Annotated in this window: 15 protein-coding genes and 1 rRNA gene; 11 read left to right on the forward strand and 5 right to left on the reverse strand. The window is 45.6% G+C overall.

What is annotated here, in order from left to right:
* Positions 1-82 precede the first annotated feature (82 nt).
* Positions 83-192: ribosomal RNA gene (gene rrf, locus B2089_RS01115) — 5S ribosomal RNA — on the forward strand.
* A gap of 167 nt (positions 193-359) precedes the next feature.
* Here the strand turns inward: rrf and B2089_RS01120 are convergent.
* From B2089_RS01120 to B2089_RS01140, 5 genes are all read right to left on the reverse strand, one after another.
* Positions 360-2,915 (reverse strand): penicillin-binding protein 1A, encoded by a 2,556-nt coding sequence (locus B2089_RS01120; RefSeq protein ID WP_296325719.1) that lies wholly within the window; start codon positions 2,913-2,915, stop codon positions 360-362.
* 214 nt (positions 2,916-3,129) lie between these two features.
* A complete protein-coding gene (locus B2089_RS01125) occupies positions 3,130-4,158 on the reverse strand; it encodes a hypothetical protein (RefSeq protein ID WP_296325718.1) in 1,029 nt (342 codons plus the stop codon).
* Between the two features lie 106 nt (positions 4,159-4,264).
* Positions 4,265-5,413 (reverse strand): M23 family metallopeptidase, encoded by a 1,149-nt coding sequence (locus B2089_RS01130; protein ID WP_296325717.1) that lies wholly within the window; start codon positions 5,411-5,413, stop codon positions 4,265-4,267.
* Positions 5,410-5,766, reverse strand: a complete 357-nt coding sequence (locus B2089_RS01135; RefSeq protein WP_296325716.1) for a hypothetical protein — start codon at positions 5,764-5,766, stop codon at positions 5,410-5,412. The genes B2089_RS01130 and B2089_RS01135 overlap by 4 nt, the downstream gene beginning before the upstream one ends.
* 71 nt (positions 5,767-5,837) lie before the next feature.
* Positions 5,838-6,011, reverse strand: a complete 174-nt coding sequence (locus B2089_RS01140; RefSeq protein ID WP_294427781.1) for a 4Fe-4S binding protein — start codon at positions 6,009-6,011, stop codon at positions 5,838-5,840.
* 164 nt (positions 6,012-6,175) lie between these two features.
* Here B2089_RS01140 and deoC point away from each other — a divergent pair, with 164 nt between their 5' ends.
* The 10 genes from deoC (at position 6,176) to truB (ending at position 18,734) form a co-directional block, all read left to right on the forward strand.
* A complete protein-coding gene (deoC, locus tag B2089_RS01145) occupies positions 6,176-6,895 on the forward strand; it encodes a deoxyribose-phosphate aldolase (protein ID WP_296325709.1) in 720 nt (239 codons plus the stop codon).
* 15 nt (positions 6,896-6,910) lie between these two features.
* Entirely contained in the window at positions 6,911-7,687 is a 777-nt protein-coding gene (gene recO, locus B2089_RS01150) for a DNA repair protein RecO (RefSeq protein ID WP_296325707.1), read from the forward strand.
* Between the two features lie 54 nt (positions 7,688-7,741).
* Positions 7,742-8,530: a uridine phosphorylase gene (udp, locus tag B2089_RS01155; protein WP_296325705.1), complete on the forward strand. Its 789-nt coding sequence runs from the start codon at positions 7,742-7,744 to the stop codon at positions 8,528-8,530.
* 148 nt (positions 8,531-8,678) lie between these two features.
* Positions 8,679-10,829: a single-stranded-DNA-specific exonuclease RecJ gene (gene recJ / locus B2089_RS01160; RefSeq protein ID WP_296325702.1), complete on the forward strand. Its 2,151-nt coding sequence runs from the start codon at positions 8,679-8,681 to the stop codon at positions 10,827-10,829.
* Between the two features lie 38 nt (positions 10,830-10,867).
* Positions 10,868-11,818: an MBL fold metallo-hydrolase gene (locus B2089_RS01165; protein WP_296325701.1), complete on the forward strand. Its 951-nt coding sequence runs from the start codon at positions 10,868-10,870 to the stop codon at positions 11,816-11,818.
* Positions 11,819-11,945: 127 nt separating this feature from the next.
* Positions 11,946-12,419, forward strand: a complete 474-nt coding sequence (locus B2089_RS01170) for a ribosome maturation factor (protein ID WP_296325699.1) — start codon at positions 11,946-11,948, stop codon at positions 12,417-12,419.
* A 30-nt stretch (positions 12,420-12,449) separates the two neighbouring features.
* Complete coding sequence (gene nusA, locus B2089_RS01175; protein WP_296325697.1) at positions 12,450-13,910, forward strand: transcription termination factor NusA; 1,461 nt, start codon at positions 12,450-12,452, stop codon at positions 13,908-13,910.
* 38 nt (positions 13,911-13,948) lie between these two features.
* Positions 13,949-16,615, forward strand: a complete 2,667-nt coding sequence (infB, locus tag B2089_RS01180) for a translation initiation factor IF-2 (protein ID WP_296325695.1) — start codon at positions 13,949-13,951, stop codon at positions 16,613-16,615.
* Between the two features lie 3 nt (positions 16,616-16,618).
* Positions 16,619-17,002, forward strand: a complete 384-nt coding sequence (rbfA, locus tag B2089_RS01185) for a 30S ribosome-binding factor RbfA (protein ID WP_296325692.1) — start codon at positions 16,619-16,621, stop codon at positions 17,000-17,002.
* Positions 16,983-18,734, forward strand: a complete 1,752-nt coding sequence (gene truB, locus B2089_RS01190) for a tRNA pseudouridine(55) synthase TruB (RefSeq protein ID WP_296325690.1) — start codon at positions 16,983-16,985, stop codon at positions 18,732-18,734. The genes rbfA and truB overlap by 20 nt, the downstream gene beginning before the upstream one ends.
* Positions 18,735-18,755 lie beyond the last annotated feature (21 nt).

Here is an 18,755-nt window from a genome sequence, read left to right on the forward strand (position 1 = left end):
TGGCCATATCCTCGTTCCCGCCGTGGCGGCGGAGCCTCACATGCTTCCTTCCCCCCTTTCCTTTTTTTCCGGTATTTTATATGCCGGTGGCCATGGTGGGGTGGATATACCCGTTCCCGTTCCGAACACGGAAGTCAAGCGCCCCTACGCCGATGATACTCCAGACCGGGGGAAAGTAGGCAGCCGCCGGCTTTTTTTTGTTTTAAATGGCCCCCTGCGGGGAGAGGCCGGGGGGCGGCAGGTCAGAGCGGCGGCTGTGGCAGACGGCCGCGCGTCAGTAAGCCGTAGGCCGGCAGGGGGCTCGTGTTCGCTGAGATAAAAATGACTTATAGGGATAGAGAAGAATCTTTTTAATTTTCCTAGTCTAACAAGTAATTGTAATCAGGAGCGTTTCCGAATTCGTCTTCTTTCAGGAAGTCATAAATTGATGAGCCTGTATTATTTGTGAAAATATTGTTTCCTTCTAAGTCAAACGAAAGTGGTGTAGAATCTCTTATGATAAGGTCACTGGCAAATCCTGCACGATACAAATCTTGCTCAAGTCGATATAGTCCTAAAAGTCGTCCTGTTGAGTTTCCTGAGTGTACCGTACATAATTCTGTGGGCTGTGTGCCTTCAAGGAATGTAAGCGTGATTTTTCCTTCATTGCAGTCATCTGTTGGAAGATTGCCGCTTGCAGAACAAACTGTGACATCAACAGTCCCGCTTGCTGGTGCTGTAAAATTCTTATAAGGCAGTCCGTCGTGGGCTTTTTGCATAAAACTTGCCATTGCATAGCCTGCAAGAGTTGAACCTGTCAGTTTTAAGCCAAGTGATTGACCTGGTTTATCGAATCCGAACCAGAAAACAGATGTGTAATAAGGTGTAAAGCATGCGGCCCATGCATCTGCCCAGTTTTGTGTTGTTCCGGTTTTTCCTGCTGCAGGAATTGTATATTTTCTGCCATTTTCGTTTCTGTATGTAAATTTCGAGCCGTTTCCTGTAGGACCTGCAAGCGTACCAGACTTTACTGTGTTTTCAAGAATCTTTGTCATTACATAGGCTGTTTGAGGTGTGATAACTTGTGTCGCCGCGCCTTTTGCAATTTGCTTTTGGCGGACATCTTTTTCCGGATTTAAGAAAACATTTCCATTTTTGTCTTCGACACTGCGAATAGCTATAGGAATAACTTCTTTTCCTCCATTTGCAAAAATTGCATAGGCATGGGCTACTTCAATTGGACGGACAGAACATACGCCGAGTCCTATTGGGTAGCCTGGTACAAAACCTCTGTTCGGGACTTCTTCTTCTGGAATTCCGAGTAATTCAATTGCCCTGTTGATAGCTGTATCAAATCCTATTCCATCAAGAATCTTTAGTGATGGAACATTCATTGAGTGAGCCAGTGCGTACCAAAGTTCTACATCACCTTTCCATTCACCACGGAAATTCTGTGGAATGTAAGGCTTTCCGTCTGCAGTGTGGAATACGATTGGAGTGTCAGAAATAATTGTGCTTGGAGTGTATTGCCTAGAGTCTATGGCAGCGCTGTAGTAAAGTGGCTTAAAAGAGGAGCCGGGCTGGAGTTTTGCCTGAACTGCTCGTATGAACTGATTTTCGCCGTCAAATTTGCTTCCTCCGACAAGAGAGGTTATGTAACCTGTGGAGTTCTCAAGGGCAATCATTGTTCCTTCAATGACATTCTTTCCTACATTTGATTTAGCCACAGCATTCGCCCTATTTGCAACGCTTATTTTTAGGGAATCAATTCCGCACACAAGAGACATGACATCAACGATAGGGTTGATTGTCTTTGTATAAGTTGAAAGCGCTATGACCTCGTTTCTCTGCTGAGAGAATTTTAACTCTCCAAGATTGAAAGTTAGTGTCAGAAGCTCTGTAAGCGGTGTGTATATTTTGAGCGCTTCGTTTTCTCGTTCGCTGTTTCCTCGCTGATAAGTGCGGTTTGCATAGGCAATGTAATGCTCCATCGTATTCTGTGCCGCAATCTGATTTTTAAGATTGAGCGTAGTGTTGACGGTAAAGCCTGATGAATAAATATCATCTGTTCCGTATACCATACCTGCGAGTTCTCGACGGACATATTCTGAGAACCAGGGAGCATTGTCGTCTCGTGTGACGATTGCCGTGTTTCCAGTGCGGGTATAGTCAAAATTAGCCCAATAATTGTCAAAAGATGTATTTGCTTGTTCTTCTGTGATTAAGCCTGACTCGACCATAGTGGCAAGAACATACTGTTGTCTGTCCATTGCTCGATCAGGATGCTCGAATGGGTTGTAGTGGGCTGGATTTGAGAGCTGAACGACAAGGAGAGCGGCTTCTGCTGGCGTTATTTCACTGGCATCATGCCCGAAATAGAGTTTGCTTGCCGCATTGACACCGTATGTTCCCATTCCAAAGTAAATTTTGTTTAGATAAAGCTCAAGAATTTCATTTTTTGAAAATCGTCTCTCCATCTGAATTGCCCACCACAATTCCTTGAGCTTTCGTTTGTATGATTTGTCTGTTCGGTCACAGTAAAGAGTACCCGCAATCTGTTGGGTCAGAGTTGAGCCACCTCCTAAAGAAAGATGTAGGGCCTGACCTACAACGGCACGGAAAAGTGCTTTTATTGAGAAGCCGTGGTGAGTGTAGAAAATTCGGTCTTCGCGAGAAACGAGGGCATCAATCATGTGCTGGGGAAGATGGTTGATGCTGATAATTTCTCGTTTTTCTTCGCTGGCAAATTCAGTGATAAGCTCACCGTTTATGTCGAGGATTCGTGTTGGGAGTGCCGTGTCAAACTCTGTGAAGTTTTCGTTGTCTATTATGAATTTTGTATTTGAGAGGGCCAATCCAAGAGATGCGCCAAAAACGGCCGCAAAGAAAAAAAGCCCTGAAATCATAAGAATTGTAAATTTGCTCGTTTTTTTCATTTATTATAGAATACAATTTCTCAAAACTTCTGTAAAGGCACTGTGTTAATGGGTTTTTAAAAGAAAAGGGCTGTCTTGCGACAGCCCAGTTGCCCATCAGGCAAGTCGGGCGCCAATGGGTGGGAGGGGATAATTGCGCGCCCGACTTTTATATTATCGCTATAAAAGGCAGAAATCTTTAGAGATTTGAATTAATTTTATTGAAAATGATGCCCTAATTTTCTTCTGTGATGGTTGCGTCAATATTTAGGTTTACAGAATAGGTTCGTCCGTTCATTGCTGAGACGGTTTTTATTATTTCGTAGTCGCCAAGAATGAAATTTACTGTATGTTCTCCCTGTGTGACGACAATTGCTTCGTTTGTAACTTTGACAAGTTCTCCGTCAAGATAGACTTGTGTATTTCGTGGGCAGAGAAGTTTTATAAGTGGTTCAATTCCCCTTAGTTTGACGGAAACGCCCGTATTTTTAGCTTGTTCAATGCGGAAAGTACGCAACTCATTTCGATATGAATCGCTGACAATTGAAAGATGATGCTCCCCGGTCGTGAGGATTTTTTGAGAGTAATCGTTTGCAGGCACATCATCAATGAAAACAGAATATTTTTTTTCTTCGTTTGATGGGGGAGTTATTGAAAGAGTGAGAGAACCTTTGTTTTTTAGAACGGGTTTTGCTGTTATTTCTAGAATAGAATTTTCAAGAGATTCTGGAACACCCTTCATGACCATCATGAAACGAAGAAATATGCCTGTCTGCTTTGAATTTTGAGCCAGACTTGTTTTGAAATTGTCTGACAAGGGGAGCTTTACTGAATAAGGATTGTCTTTGATTGAAAAGTCAGAGGAAATCGGGACATAAATGGTTAGGGTAAAATTGCCCGGAATTGTATTGAGGTAAACTCTTTCCCCATGATAATTTTTCTTTTTCTCGCTGGGAATTGGGTCGAGTTTTTCGTAGAGCATGTATGCGACTGAATCACGCCATGTAACGATATCTTCAGGAACTTTTAGGGTGAGCTCAATTCCGCTGACATAGGTTAAGTCTGAGGGAAGCGTAATCCACAGGGCATCGTTTATGCCTGATGAAACCGTAATTTTTTCGTCAATGTTTGTGAAAGTGATTGGAACTAGTTTTCTGATACGGAAATTTTCTGCGGATAGAGAAAGCGTGGCTCCCAAAAGAATGGCGCCCAAAGAGAGAAAAAATTTGCAATTCTTTAGCGGCGAATTTAAAAATCTCTGCATATACCGTCTGTCTCTTAGTATAGTACAGGCTTTGTTTTTTTTCTATGGATAAAGCCCCTAATTGCTGAAAATAAAATGAAAAAAGCCTTTGAAAAACAGAAAAAACCTAAAATTTCCGAATTTGTTTTGCCGGGTCGGTGGGAGTTCCGTTTTCCCTGACTTCAAAATGCAGGTGGGGGCCGGTGGAGGCTCCTGTGGTTCCCACTAAGCCGATTACCTCGCCGCTTGTGACGGTCTGACCTGGACTGACGAGTATTTTTGAGAGATGGGCGTAGCGGCTTACGGTGTTTCCATTGTGCTTTATGTCGATGTATTTTCCGTAGAGAGGGTGATTTTGCTCAGCGGTGATGACGATTCCGCTTTTACAGGCGTAGACTTCACTTCCGATGGGGGCCGCAAGGTCGATTCCGGCGTGGAATTTCCATGTGCCTGAAACAGGACTGGTTCGGTAGCCGAATTCAGATGTGATGATTTTTTTGCTCAAGGGAAGCTGCATTCCCTTGTCGTGGAAGAAGGCGATTTGCGTGGGGGAGAATGTGCGGTCCGGGAGAAAGTAAAATTCCTGACCGTCGATGTCATAGACTGTGGTTTTCTCTGTGATGAAGGGGGCGTATTCTTTCTGGAGTAGGATTTCAAGGGCGGACTCGGCTTTTTTGGGGATGAAAAGCCCTTGCGGGACCGGGAGAATCAGTTCCATGCCTGCGTGAAGGTCTTCCGGCGATGAAATGCGGTTTATTGTGGCGAGGCTGCCCTGACCTGTCTGGAAGCGGGCGTAGAGTCCGTGGAAAGTGTCCAGATATTTTTCCTTGTCGCTTACGACTTTGTAAGTGTAAAAAAGTGAAGCCGGCTTGTCGCGGATTTTTTCGGGCGGAAAATTTGAGGGCAGATTTTTGATTTTTCGGTAGCTTTCCATGTCTTTCTGGTATTGCTGCCAGATTCCGTTTTCGCGGGAGATTATTTCCCTCTCCTCATCGCTTTTGGCTGTGCGGGGAGAGACGAATTTTGGGTTTCCGATACGGGGAAGGGATTCCCTGGTGATAAAAAGAGCTTCCGCTGAAGGGGGCTCTTCCCCGGTGAAGGGAAGCTCTGATGAATCTTGGGAAAAAAGCGGAAAAACTGTGAGAAAAATGAGGGGAAAGAGAAAATACCGCCCCGCCGTGTAGCCCCGAAGCTGCTGCAGGCAGTGAGCGTGAGCGAAGGGCGGAAGGGCGGCAGAGAGAAAAATTTTGCGCCAGAAATGGAAAAAAAACTTCATGCTGATTCTGAGGCGAGTTCCTGCCTGTTGGATTTGAGAAAATGTGAGCTTAAAACGAAGGCTGCCACCGTTGAGGCAAGAAAAATGAGGGCAAGAACGCGCCTTCCTGAGAAAATCGAGGTGAAAAAAGCGGCGATTCCTGCGGAGATGATTAAAAATTTGACCGAAAAAAAGACGGCTGATTTTGCACCCTGCTTTTTGATTTGCCTGAAGACAAGAAAAGCTAAAAGTGCGAGAATCAGGGCGCTTACGGTAAAAGTGTAGGCGGCTTGGAAGTTCCTTGCGAAAAAGCAGAGTGGGTAGGCAGACAGCGAGCATACAAGCGCGCAGATGACAAGCAGCAAAATAAACATGCTCTTATTGTAAAACAAAAAAATGAAAAAAAAAAGACTGCCTTGTGGCAGCCTTGCTATAAAGAATGAACTTATGCCTCAGAAATTGCTGAAGCTGGGCATTCAGAAGCGCATGTTCCGCAGCTTACGCATTTTCCAGCGTCGATTTCGCGGTGTCCGTCGTTCTCTGAAATTGCTCCAACCGGGCAGTCCGGCTCACAAGTTCCACAGTTTACGCAAACGCTTGGATCGATTTTCATTGCCATAATTTGTACCTCTTAAAAATGGTTTATGATGTCATTGTAATATCGGAAAATGTGAAAAACAAGGGTTTGAAGAACGAATTAGACAAGGCTAACGAACGAATTAGAGTAGGCTAACAGATGATCCGAGGTTTAAAAAAAAATCCACCCGTGCTAAAATCTTTCTTATGGAAAAGAACTCTGAGAATATTGCGAAAATTGCGGCTATGATTGACCACACGAATTTGAATCCCTGTGCGAGAAAGGCCGATATTGAAAAACTTTGCGCTGAGGCTAAGGAATACGGCTTTGCCTCTGTCTGCGTGAATCCTTCTTATGTGCCTCTGGCTTCGGAACTTTTGGCCGGAAGCGATGTTAAAGTCTGCACGGTTGTGGGCTTTCCTTTGGGGGCAAATACCATTGATGATAAGGCGGCTCAGGCCGGAGTGACAGTCTATGACGGAGCGCGGGAAGTTGATATGGTCGTCAACCTGGGACTTGTCAAGGACGGACAATGGGACGATGTTTTTGAAGAGATTTATGCCGTGCGCTGTGCGGTAAACGATGTGATGATTCCCGGAGACCCGAAAATCATCCTCAAAGTGATTCTTGAAACCTGCTATCTTTCTGATGAAGAAATAATTAAATGCTGCGAGTGTGCCGAAAAAGCAGGGGCTGATTTCGTCAAGACTTCAACGGGCTTTGCGATTCTAAAAGGCCCTGACGGAAAACTTCTGCCCAACGGAGCGACGACTCACGCTGTTTCCCTCATGCGAAAGACTGTGGGCGGGCGTCTGGGCGTAAAGGCAAGCGGCGGAATCCATAACTGGGAAGAGGCCGTGGCCATGGTAGACTCTGGTGCCAGCCGAATCGGAGCCAGCGCGGGAGTTCAGATAATTAGCAATTAGCTGTGGTTTCGGTTTATGAGAAATTTTTCTACTTCAGCTTTGATTCTCTCGGTGGCCATGAGTGGCGAAAATAACCGGCGGGTTACGATTTTTTCGCCGGAGGAGGGGATTTTCTTCGCGACGCTTTACGGCGGGCCTAAATCCAAGCTCCGTTCCCTTGTTTCTCCGATGAATTCGGGGATTCTGTATCTCTACCGGGACGAAGTGAAAAATCAGACGAAAATCACTGACTTTGATGTTAAGAATTATCATCTTTCATTCAGGGAAAATCTTTTTAAGACTTATGCCGCTTCCTTTGCCACGGAAATTCTGATTAAGACCAAATGCGCCGGCTCTCCCGCCGAAAGCTGGAAAATCCTAAATGGATTTTTGGACGGAATCGAGCTTTCCGGGGAAGAGGAGTCAAGGCTGGGGCTGGTGCGCTTTTTGTGGCGTTATCTTTCTCTTTTGGGCGTTAAACCAGACACGGCGAATTGTCTTTCCTGCGGCTCTTCACTTCATGCTGGAAAATTCACGGATGATGCCTTATCATGGAGATACAGCTTTTCCAGATTGGAGAACGGCTTTGTCTGCCCGGATTGCGCTTCGGGAGATAGAAAGGCGGATTTCACGCTCTCAAAGGCGGCCTTGACTTACCTTGAGGCGGTGACGAGCCTTAGTCCCAAGGCGGTAAGGGAAATCGTCATCTCTCAGTCTGCATTCCTTGAGATGAAGGCTCTTTCATACTCCCTTATCGAGCAGGCTTGCGGAACTAAGCTCAAGTCTCTTGAAAGCGGCGTAGGGATTTTATAGATTTCTTGCGGAAGTCTGCTTGCTCTGCGAGAAAACGAAAAATAGGAGGAAATTATGGTTGATTACACAGAAGGTTCAGGAAAACAGTATCACACGGGAGTGGGGCCAGCTGACATCGGAAAATATGTCATTATGCCGGGAGATCCTAAACGATGCGCAAAGATTGCAGAACACTTTGACAACGCAAAACTTGTGGCTGATGTCCGGGAATATGTCACTTATACCGGAACTCTTGAGGGAGTGCCTGTTTCTGTCACTTCAACGGGAATCGGCGGCCCTTCGGCTTCCATCGCCATTGATGAGCTTGCCAAATGCGGCGCCCACACTTTCCTTCGAGTTGGAACTTGCGGCGGTATGCAGGAAGATGTAATGGGCGGCGATATCGTTATTGCGACGGGCGCCGTTCGTATGGAAGGCACCAGCCGGGAATTTGCTCCAATTGAGTATCCGGCAGTAGCCAACATAGATTGCGTGAACGCTCTTGCCGCAGCAGCAAAAAAACTTAATGTGTCAAATCATGTAGGCGTGGTTCAGTGCAAGGATTCGTTTTTCGGTCAGCACGAGCCTGAGATTATGCCGGTGAGCTACGAGCTTGAGAATAAATGGCAGGCATGGCTCCGCATGGGCTGTCTTGCAAGCGAAATGGAAAGCGCGGCTCTCTTTATTGCCGGTCTTTTCCTCAGAGTGCGGGTCGGCTCATGCTTCCTCGTGGTGGCAAATCAGGAGCGGGCAAAAAAAGGTCTTCCCAACAAGCAGGCTCACGACACCGAGGTTGCGATAACTGTCGCGGTAGAGGCCCTTCGCAGCTTGATTTTAAAAGACAAGGCTGACGGAAAGATTTAAGCGCGGCTGGACAGATGGACGCGGATAAAATCATGCGGCCATGCGCGCACAGCTCTTCTGGAGTCTTCTACTCTAAAATATATGTTTATCCTTTTTTCGTTTTGTGTTATCCTATCTGTGAAAATCTGTGTTAATCTGTGGATAAATAATGAAAAATTGGATTAAAAAACATATAAGCCGCGCTGATGTGGGGGATTTGTATGACCGTTTTGGGGTGAATGCCCTTACGGCTTCAATCCTCGCACGGCGGGGCATCACTGAAGGGAAGGATGTGCAGTTCTTTCTTGAGGACGATTTGCGTTTCCTCCACAATCCCTTTCTTTTCAATAATATGGAAGATGCCGTTGACCGAATATTGCAGGCCAAAGACGAGGGCGAAAAAGTCCTGATTTTTGGTGACCGGGATGTTGACGGAATTACGGCTACCACTGTTCTTTATGACTATCTTACTTCTATCGGAATTGATGTCTCATGGCGCCTTCCCGGCGGAACCGACCCCTACGGTCTCAATAAAAATGCCGTGGATGATTTTGAGAAAAACTACGGCTCCCTGGTCATTACGGTGGACTGCGGAATCTCCAATGTGGAAGAAATCGCTTATGCTGCCTCAAAGGGCATGGATGTAATCGTGCTTGACCATCACACGCCGCCGGAAGTTCTTCCCAGCCCTGCCATTATCGTAAATCCCAAATGCGAGGACAGCGGATATCCTTTCAAAGATATTTCTGGCTGTGCCGTGGTTTACAAGGTGGTGACAGCCCTCCGCTTTGCGGCAAGCGAACTTTACAAGAATGAAATCGCCCTTCTTACGGCTTCTTTGTCTGAAAACAGCGGGGAATGTAAGATTGAAGTCCTTAAATTGCAGAATTTGGTCGAAAAAGGCTCTCTTACTGAGACTGTCAGGGCGGGAACTTCCCTTTCTTCTACAAAACTGATTGATTTTTTGCGCGGTCAGCAGATTTTTGTCTGGGATGAAAAATCTACGGCTTCTCTTTTGGCGCAGGTTTTCGGAAATGGCGCGGAATTCAACTTCCTCGATATCCGCCCTGAAGTGGCAAAACTCATTCCCTCTATGGCAAATGCCAGCCTTTCACTCTTAAAATCAAAGTCAAAACTTGCCCGCTACAATCCTTCTCAGAATTCAGAAATCAACGCTTTTTACAATATTTTCGTCACCTTTATGAATGCCCAGCTTGCAAGGCAGTTTCCCCAGAACGAAAAAGCCAACGAACGGGATTTGCAGCTGGTGGCTCTTGCGGCTCTTGCCGACATCATGCCGCTTAAAAACGAGAACCGAATCTTTATCCGTCACGGCGTCGAGTCAATGAACAAGGGTAGGGCAAGGGATGGCTTAAAGGAACTTCTTTCGATGCAGAATTTGCTGGGAAAGAGGATTACGGCGACCGATTTGTCATGGAACATAAATCCCGCTTTGAACGCGACAGGCCGGCTTGGTCAGCCAGAAATAGGCCTTGAGCTTTTCCTTGAAAAGGATCCTTCAAAGAGGACTGAAATCGCCCAGAAAATCATCGAGATGAATAACCAGCGCAAGGAACTTGGCAACGAGGGCTGGAATTTTGCCGCCATGCAAGCCAGGCAAAGCATCGAAAAATACGGGGGAAAACTCTGCGTGATAATCGATGATTCAGGCGAGCAGAGGATTAACCGGGGGGTCTCAGGAACGATTGCGGGAAAACTCGTGAATATTTACGATATACCTGCCATGGCAATTACCTTTGTTGACGAAAATGCCATAGGCTCCATGCGGAGCTGCCGGGGATTTGAGGTTCTTTCCCTGCTGGATAAGATGGCGGACTTGTTCGTGAGTTACGGCGGTCACGCTTATGCGGCGGGCTTTACCTTCAAAAAAGAGCGCCTCCATGAATTTCTTGCCGCTTTGGACAAATTCGCCCCTGAAATTCAGCTTTCTTCTTCGGAGTCAGAGCAGATTAATGTGGATGCGGAAATTCCCCCGGATTATTTGAAGCCGGATTTGCTTGCCATTGTGGATGATTTTGAGCCTTATGGTGAGGAAAACCGTGAGCTTACCTTCATGAGCAAAAATCTCCGCATTTCAGATGCCATGATTATCGGAAAGACCGAGCGTCAGCACTTGAAACTTACCTTTGATTTGGGGCGGACTAAGTGGCCTGCCATGTTCTGGGGCGGAGCTGAAAGTCTTGGCCGGGATTTTGACAAGGGTGACACGGTGGACCTGCTTTATCAGGTGAGCCGAAACACTTTCAACGGCGTTGAGACTCCTCAGCTGATTATCACGGACATTCGGAAGAGTTTTTGATAATTAGCAATGAGCAATTATCGATTAGGAGTTAAAATTTGTCTGTTACTACTGAGCAACTGGTGACTTTGAGCGAGCATATTTCTTATCTTTCCATGCCGACGAACATCGGTTTTATCAGATTTTTTGACGGGGCGGGGAAAGACTGCGTCTACCTCATTGATTCAGGAAACGACGAGACTACAGGAGCCAGAATCCTTGATTTTATCAAGGCGAATTTTCCTGATGCGACCCTTAAGGCGATTATCAACACCCACTCCCATGCCGACCATTGCGGGGGAAATTCCTACCTCGTGCGGGAGACAGGCTGCGAAGTCTGGGCTTCAAGGGGCGAGGCCTATCTTATGGAATATCCTACGATTGAAACTCAGCTTATTTGGGGCGGAACTCCCATTCATGACTTGCGCTCAAAATATCTTCTGGCAAATCCCTGCCGAGTGCAGAAAGTTTTTGACGGCGAGGAAGAGTTTTTCTTTCACTGCATGGAAGGGGAGATTTCCCTTAAAGTGATTTCCCTTCCGGGGCATTATGTGGATCAGGTGGGATTTTTGCTCACTGACACTGACGGAAAAAAGGTCATGTTTGCAGGCGATGTGCTTTCTGGCCGCAATTCAATACGAAAGCACTGGATTCAGTATCTTCTGGACGAGACGAAAACAAAAGAATCCTTGTTTAAAATCCAGACTGTTGAGGCGGATTTTTTCATTCCGGGGCACGGTGACATCGTGGATAATATTGAGGGAATTGCCGAGCTTAATTTACTTGCAATCCTTGAGACCGAAGACATGATTGTGGACGAGCTTAAAAGCCCTAAAACGACCGAAGAGCTTTTAAAATCCGTGGCAGACAGAAGCGGAATCGTCCTGAAAACCAGCCAGTTCTGCCTGATTGGAAGCACTCTCCGTTCATATCTCTCAGGTTTGTACGAAAACGGCCGGATTGATTATGTAATCGAAGAAAATCGTATGGTTTGGAAGCGTAAATCTTGACATAAATTTTGAAAAACGCTATCCTAATCTCAACATTTTAATAGAAATATTTAAATGGGCTCGCAGAAACGAGTCCATTTTTATTTTAGGAAGATTTCCTCTTTGTTGAGGGGTGCATTGGGAGCGTATGGATTATATTCCTTTGGATTCTTATCCGCATTATACAGAATGTGAAAAAATCGTGAGCCAGCTTGGCTTCCATCTTGTGGAGCTTAAAATCTCTCCTCAGAATGGGGTTACGCAGATTCTCGCTACGATTACAGGAAAAGATGCAGGTGTGAATATCGGTGTAAACGATTGTTCCCGTGTGCATAAAGTTCTGCTTCCGGCTCTTGAAGAAATTCTTGGCACAGACAATACATACATGGAGCTTACTTCGCCGGGAATGGAGCGTAATATAAAGAATGCGGCGGAATTTCAGCTGTTCTTGGGACGTGAAATTCGCGTTTATGACAAAAGAGTCACAGATTGGGTTGGCGGAGTATTAAAATCTGCTGACGATAAATCACTCATGTTGGAAGAAGCAAAAGAAGACGGCTCGGCTGAGCAAAAAAAGATTTCTTTTGACGATATAGCTAAAGCAAAATTTATTCATCTGTAAACATCGTTTTACAGAAGAGGAGATGGCAGTATGTCAGAAATGGCAGAGGCAATCCGTGAATTGACTCAGGATAAAGGCTTTTCATTGGATTCGGTCAAACAGACTATTGAAAACACTTTGCGGGCAGCTTACAAGCGTACTTTTGGTACTGCGGACAACTGCATTGTTACTTTCGCTGACGATATGTCAGATGTTACGGTTGCGTCACGAAAGACAATCGTTGACGGCGTTTATGACCCGGTCACAGAGATTGAACTTGAAGAAGCGAAACAGCTTTCTGAAGAGTGTGAGTTGGGTGATGAAATCGATATCATCGTTGATCCAAAAACATTTGATCGTTCTGCTGTCTCTGTTGGAAAACAGGAAACTCACAAAGGCTTGAATGAATCATTTAAAGATAAACTCTATAACGAGTATAAGGACAAGGTTGGCGAGATTATTATCGGTTATTTCCAGCGTGAATACAATGGCAACATTTATGTTGATTTGGGAAAGGTCGAAGGTGTCCTTCCCAAAAAATACCAGTCACCTCGTGAGGTTTACCAGAAAAATGACCGAATTAAGGCTTTTATTGTTGATCTCAAACGAATTTCTTCTGGATTGCAGCTTGTTTTGAGCCGAAGTGACCCGAAATTCGTTCAGTCTATCCTTGAACTTGAGGTTCCGGAAATTCAGGATAAAACCGTTGAAATTAAGAGAATTGTGCGTGATGCCGGATACCGTACGAAAATCGCTGTCGCTACCACTAAAGAAGATGTTGATCCTGTTGGCTCATGTGTTGGTCCAAAAGGTATGCGTATTCAGAATGTTATCCGTGAACTTGAAGGTGAAAAAATCGATGTTCTCCGTTATTCTGACGATCCTGTCGTTTTCATTAAGAATGCCCTTTCTCCAGCAGAAGTTAACCGCGTCGTTATTCTTGATGATGAGAAAAAAACAGCACTTGCTATCGTTGATGACGAGCAGTTTTCTGTGGCAATCGGCAAAAACGGTCAGAATGTCCGCTTGGCAAACCGCTTGTGCGACTGGAGTATCGATGTTAAGACGGAAGAACAGGCTGCAGAACTTGATTTAACTGAAATCACTTCTCGACGGGCCGCAGAATTGTTCAGTAATAATGCTACGGTTGAGCCTGATGAGATTTCTGTCGTAGCTGACCTTCCAGGTGTTAATCAGGAAGTTGCAGCAAAACTGGCGGAGGCTGGCTACGAAGATATCGAAAAATTCATCGAAGCCTACGAAAACGGAGAGTTGGCTAATCTTGAGGGCCTTACTTCAGAAGAACTTGAAGAAGTCTCAAAGATTGTTCATAGTAATGTCGAATTTGTAGAGGAAGAAGAATCTGAGGAAGCTGCTGAGTCAGAAAAAGAAACAGAAGCAGAGTCTGAGGAAGAGTATTTCTGCCCTGAGTGTGGTGCAAAAATCACGCTTGATATGACGCATTGCCCGAAATGCGGTATAGAATTCGAATTTGAAGAGGACGAGGAATAAGAGAATTCCTTAGGATTTTAAGAGGATAATAGAGGAATATGGCGGAAGAAGCAGAAAAAAAACCAGAATTTGTTTTACGAAAAAAAGAAAAAAAGCCTGAGACTGCTGCAGAGAGTGCTAAAGCAGAATCTTCTGCACCGGCAAAAAAGAAAATTGTCATTAAAAAGAAGAATCCTGCGGGCGGTGAAGGCAAAGCTGACTTAAGTTCAGAAGAGCGGTCAAAAAACGGCGTTCATGTCGTTGTTAAAAAGTCTGCTCCTGCTTCTTCTGCCGCTTCAAAATCTTCAGAACAGACGGAAAAGCCTCGTTCAGATGCGTCTCGCAACTCAAAATCATTTGAACTTAATACTGCCCGTCCGAATGTAAAAGCCGGAAATCTTTCTGGCGGACGACAGAACGGTTATAATCGTGGTGGCTACAATAATAATCGCACTGGCTATAGCCAGAATGGGCAGCGAAGCGGTGGTTTTACGGGGGCTCAGGCTCGCGAAGGCTACCAGAATCGTGAGCGCGATAATAACCGTCAGGGGGGCTTTAACCGTGGTGGCTTCGGCAGTCAGAACGGGAATCGTCCTCAGGGTGGCTTTAACCGTGGCGGATTCAACAACGGTCAGGGACGGCCTGGGTTCAATAACAATGGCGGACGGCCTGGTTTTGGCGGTCAGGGAGGGAATCGTCCGGGCTTTGGAGGCTCTCGTCCATCTGGCGGTGGATTTGCTCCCCGTGGAGGATTTGCCCCGGCTCCAATGCCCGTGCCTCAGGCTGGTAAAAAGCAATTTAAAGGCAAAAAACAAGTTTATAATCGCAAGGATAAAGAGGAACTCTTCGATGAAGAGGAGCTTTACAAGAAGAAGCAGGTGACTCCTGCATCAGTAGTTCCAAAACAAATCGATATCATGGAGTCAATCTCTGTATCTGACTTGGCTCGCAAAATGAATCTTAAGGCTGGTGATATCATCGCAAAACTCATGGGAATGGGTATGATGGTCACAATCAACCAGTCAATCGACAGTGATACGGCAACTCTTCTTGCCGCTGAATACGATTGTGAAGTCCATCTCGTTTCGCTTTACGACGAGACTGTCATTGAACATGATGTGGGACAGGAAGAGAATCTTAAATTCCGACCGCCAATCGTTACCGTTATGGGCCATGTCGACCACGGTAAAACTAAGACTTTGGATGCAATCCGAAAAACCAATGTTGCCGCTGGCGAGGCCGGTGGTATCACTCAGAAAATCGGTGCTTATCAGGTTCATACAGAAAAGGGAACGATTACCTTCCTTGACACTCCTGGTCACGAAGCGTTTACTATGATGCGTGCCCGCGGTGCTCAGATTACGGATATCGTAGTCCTTGTTGTCGCGGCTGATGACGGCGTTATGCCTCAGACTCTCGAAGCTTTGAGCCACGCAAAGGATGCAAAGGTTCCGATTATCGTTGCAGTCAACAAAATTGATAAACCAGACGCAAATCCTGAGAATGTCATGACTCAGCTCTCAAATCAGGGGCTTACTCCTGAAGAGTGGGGCGGTGACACTCAGTATGTTAAGATTTCTGCCCTCAAAGGTCAGGGAATCGACGACCTTCTTGACGCAATCCTCTTGCAGGCGGAAGTCCTTGAGCTTAAAGCCCAGTATGATACCCGCGCAGAAGGAAAAGTCATTGAGTCTCGCGTAGATCAGGGACGAGGTGTTGTGGCTTCTGTAGTTGTTCAGAGCGGTACACTTAAGGTCGGCGACCCATTTGTCGCTGGCATTTACTCAGGCCGTGTCCGTGCTATGTTCAATGACCGTGGCGAAAAGGTCAACGAAGCCCTTCCGAGTATGCCTGTTGAGGTTCTCGGTCTTGACGATATGCCTAATGCTGGCGACCCCTTCCAGGTCACAGAAAGCGAAAAGGATGCCCGTGCCATTTCTGCCAAACGACAGGAACTCAAGCGCTTTGAGGCTGCCAAGGCTGTCAAAAAGGTCAATCTTGAAAACCTTGTCTCAACGATTCAGGCAAGCGAAATTAAAGAACTTAAAGTCATCATTAAAGCTGACTTGCAGGGTTCTGCTGAGGCCCTCAAAACCAGTCTCGAAAAACTTTCTACTCCGGAAATCCGCTTGAATGTAATTCATTCTTCTGCAGGTGCAATCAACGAATCGGATGTTACTTTGGCCGCCGCCGACGGAAACGCAATCCTTATCGGATTCAATGTCCGCCCGACTCCAAAGGCAAAACTTCTTGCCGAGCAGGAAAAGGTCGATATCCGAAAATACAACATCATTTACAAGTGTGTCGAAGAAATCACCCTTGCAATGGAAGGAATGCTCAAGCCTGATACAAAAGAAGAAGTCACCGGTCAGGTGGAAGTCCGAAATACCTTCCGTGTCCCCAAAGTCGGCGTTATCGCTGGTTGTTATGTCACGGAAGGCGTTGTCAAACGAACAAGTTCCGTCAACCTTATCCGCGACGGAATCGTCAAATACACTGGCAAAATCACTTCTCTCAAACGCTTTAAGGACGATGCAAAAGAAGTCACTTACGGATTTGAGTGCGGTATCGGTCTTGAAAACTGGCAGGATATTCAGGAAGGCGATATTTTCGAAGTCTTCGAGTATGTTGAGATTGCCCGAAAACTGGGTGACTCAATCGCTAAAGAAAAGGAAGCTGCCGCTAAGGCTGCCAGCGAAGGCACAGAAACTTCTTCTGAGGAGTAGTCTATGGGCGAATTCCGTATGCTCAAGCTTGGAGAGCAAATCCGCGAGGAAATCTCCAAGTTGATTATGCTGCAAAAGGTAAAAGATCCTCGTGTCTCAACATTCCTTACGATTAATCGTGTTGAGGTTGCGCGGGATTTGGCCTATGCCACAGTCTATGTCTCTTCATTTTTGAACGAGTCGCAGGTAAAAAAAGGTGTTGAGGGACTTAATTCTGCCGCAGGCTTTATTCAGTCTTCAATCGCAAAAAAACTTTCGATTTATAAATTCCCTAAGCTTACTTTTGTGGTCGATACCAGCATAAAAGAAGGCTTTGACATGGTGAACAAACTTAATCGCCTGGAAGAAGAGGAAAAAGCTGCTCAGAATGAAAAAGAAAGCGAATAACGAGATTTCCGGCCTGCTTCTGCTAAAAAAACAAGCCGGAAAAACAAGTTTCTCTTCTCTTTCTTCAGTTAAGCGCGCTCTTGGAACCACGAAAGTCGGTCACACGGGCACGCTTGATTCCTTTGCCGACGGACTTTTAGTTGTCCTTGTCGGCCATCTTACCCATTTAGTTCCCCATATCACAAATTTTGACAAATCTTACCGGGCCTTAATCGAATTTGGCTCAGAGACAGATACCTTAGATCCCACTGGTCAAATTATAAAAAACGGAAAAATCCCCACAAAAGAAGAAGTTCTTGCCGTTTTGCCAAGTTTTTTGGGTGAAATTGAACAGATTCCCCCGGCTTACAGCGCCCTTCATGTTGACGGAAAGAGGGCTAGTGATTTAGTCCGGGAAGGAAAAAGCGTTGAGCTTAAAGCCCGTAAAATCACGATTTCTTCTATAGAATTGCTTGATTTTTATGAGAATTTTGCCCTTATCGAAGTTTCCTGCTCAAAAGGAACTTACATCCGCTCCCTTGCGCGGGATATTGCCGAAAAATGCGGTACTGTGGCTCATTTAAAAGAGTTGCGGCGCACTAGGGTTGGGCCCTTCAGTCTTGAAGTTGCCCTTGACGAGGATCATATTTCTTCTGAATCCCTTATTCCCATGACGGCGGATTTGGCATCTCGCTGCGGCATGGACAATTTCCTTCTTTCAAGCAAGGCCGTACCTGATTTTAATAATGGCCGACCTTTGCGTTCGTCGGCCTTTGTCCGCGATTTTAATTCTGATTCTTCAAAAAAGGAAATCGCTGTTTTTTATCCTGATTACAAATTTGCAGGGGTTATTACCCGTTCTTTCCTCAATAATCGCGAAAAATTTTCTTACGGATTTGTGATTCATTCCGAGCCGAAAATGAAAATCTATTCATGGGAACAAATCGCTCAGGGAAAATTCAATCCTGAATTTCGAGATAAAGGCGTTTCCCTTACCATCGGAAGTTTTGACGGATCCCATTTAGGCCATCGCGCGCTTTTTGAAGCGGTTCTTTCCCAAAAAGAGAAGGGGCTTGTTCCCGGCGTGCTCACATTCACGAAATCTCTCAGAGGATATAAAAATCCTAAAGAGTATGAGGGGGATGTGGTTTCCCTTTCGCAAAAAATTGAAAATCTGAAAGAAGCGGGCTTTGAATTTGCCGTTATCGTTGACTTTTCTTCGGATTTCGCTAAAATTGAAGGACATGATTTTCTTTCTTTGCTGGTAAGGAATTGCGGCCTCAAGTATCTTGCTGAAGGCACTGATTTCCACTGCGGCTACAAAGGCTCTACCGGTATGGAAGATATCAAAAAATATGCAGAAGAGCTTGCTTTTTCGGTCGATACTGTTCAATCGGTAATCCTTGATGGTGAGAGGGTTTCTTCTTCCCGAATCCGAAAATGCATTCTTGCAAAAGAATTCGCTCAGGTCAAAACCATGCTCTTAAAGCCCTTTGAGCTTGATTGCACTGGCTGGGCATGGAAGCGTGAGGGAGAAAGGCTCATTTCTTCTGTAAAAAAAGGCGCGCAGCTCTTGCCGCCCAATGGAAATTACTCAGTCCGGGTGATTTTCGCTGATTTTTGTCAAAAAACTGGTGAAGCACAAAACGACCGTGCTGCCATATCTGATTGTACATTAGAGAATGGGAATCTTCGCCTCGCATTCTCTGATAATTTAATCAGTGGCTTTGTTCGGTCAGTTCAGTTCTTATAAGCCAGGAAAATTTTATTTTTT

Source organism: Treponema sp. UBA3813 (genome assembly GCA_002368605.1).
In the GTDB taxonomy this organism is placed as follows: Bacteria; Spirochaetota; Spirochaetia; order Treponematales; family Treponemataceae; genus Treponema_D.

Bases quoted from the DNA above. Each gene is read 5' to 3' on its own strand.
- recO (WP_296325707.1), top strand. From the start codon at position 6,911: ATGAGAAATTTTTCTACTTCAGCTTTGATTCTCTCGGTGGCCATGAGT.
- B2089_RS01130 (WP_296325717.1), bottom strand. From the start codon at position 5,413: ATGAAGTTTTTTTTCCATTTCTGGCGCAAAATTTTTCTCTCTGCCGCC.
- rbfA (WP_296325692.1), top strand. From the start codon at position 16,619: ATGGGCGAATTCCGTATGCTCAAGCTTGGAGAGCAAATCCGCGAGGAA.
- nusA (WP_296325697.1), top strand. From the start codon at position 12,450: ATGTCAGAAATGGCAGAGGCAATCCGTGAATTGACTCAGGATAAAGGC.
- truB (WP_296325690.1), top strand. From the start codon at position 16,983: ATGAAAAAGAAAGCGAATAACGAGATTTCCGGCCTGCTTCTGCTAAAA.
- infB (WP_296325695.1), top strand. From the start codon at position 13,949: ATGGCGGAAGAAGCAGAAAAAAAACCAGAATTTGTTTTACGAAAAAAA.
- B2089_RS01125 (WP_296325718.1), bottom strand. From the start codon at position 4,158: ATGCAGAGATTTTTAAATTCGCCGCTAAAGAATTGCAAATTTTTTCTC.
- B2089_RS01135 (WP_296325716.1), bottom strand. From the start codon at position 5,766: ATGTTTATTTTGCTGCTTGTCATCTGCGCGCTTGTATGCTCGCTGTCT.
- B2089_RS01170 (WP_296325699.1), top strand. From the start codon at position 11,946: ATGGATTATATTCCTTTGGATTCTTATCCGCATTATACAGAATGTGAA.
- B2089_RS01120 (WP_296325719.1), bottom strand. From the start codon at position 2,915: ATGAAAAAAACGAGCAAATTTACAATTCTTATGATTTCAGGGCTTTTT.
- udp (WP_296325705.1), top strand. From the start codon at position 7,742: ATGGTTGATTACACAGAAGGTTCAGGAAAACAGTATCACACGGGAGTG.
- deoC (WP_296325709.1), top strand. From the start codon at position 6,176: ATGGAAAAGAACTCTGAGAATATTGCGAAAATTGCGGCTATGATTGAC.
- B2089_RS01140 (WP_294427781.1), bottom strand. From the start codon at position 6,011: ATGGCAATGAAAATCGATCCAAGCGTTTGCGTAAACTGTGGAACTTGT.
- recJ (WP_296325702.1), top strand. From the start codon at position 8,679: ATGAAAAATTGGATTAAAAAACATATAAGCCGCGCTGATGTGGGGGAT.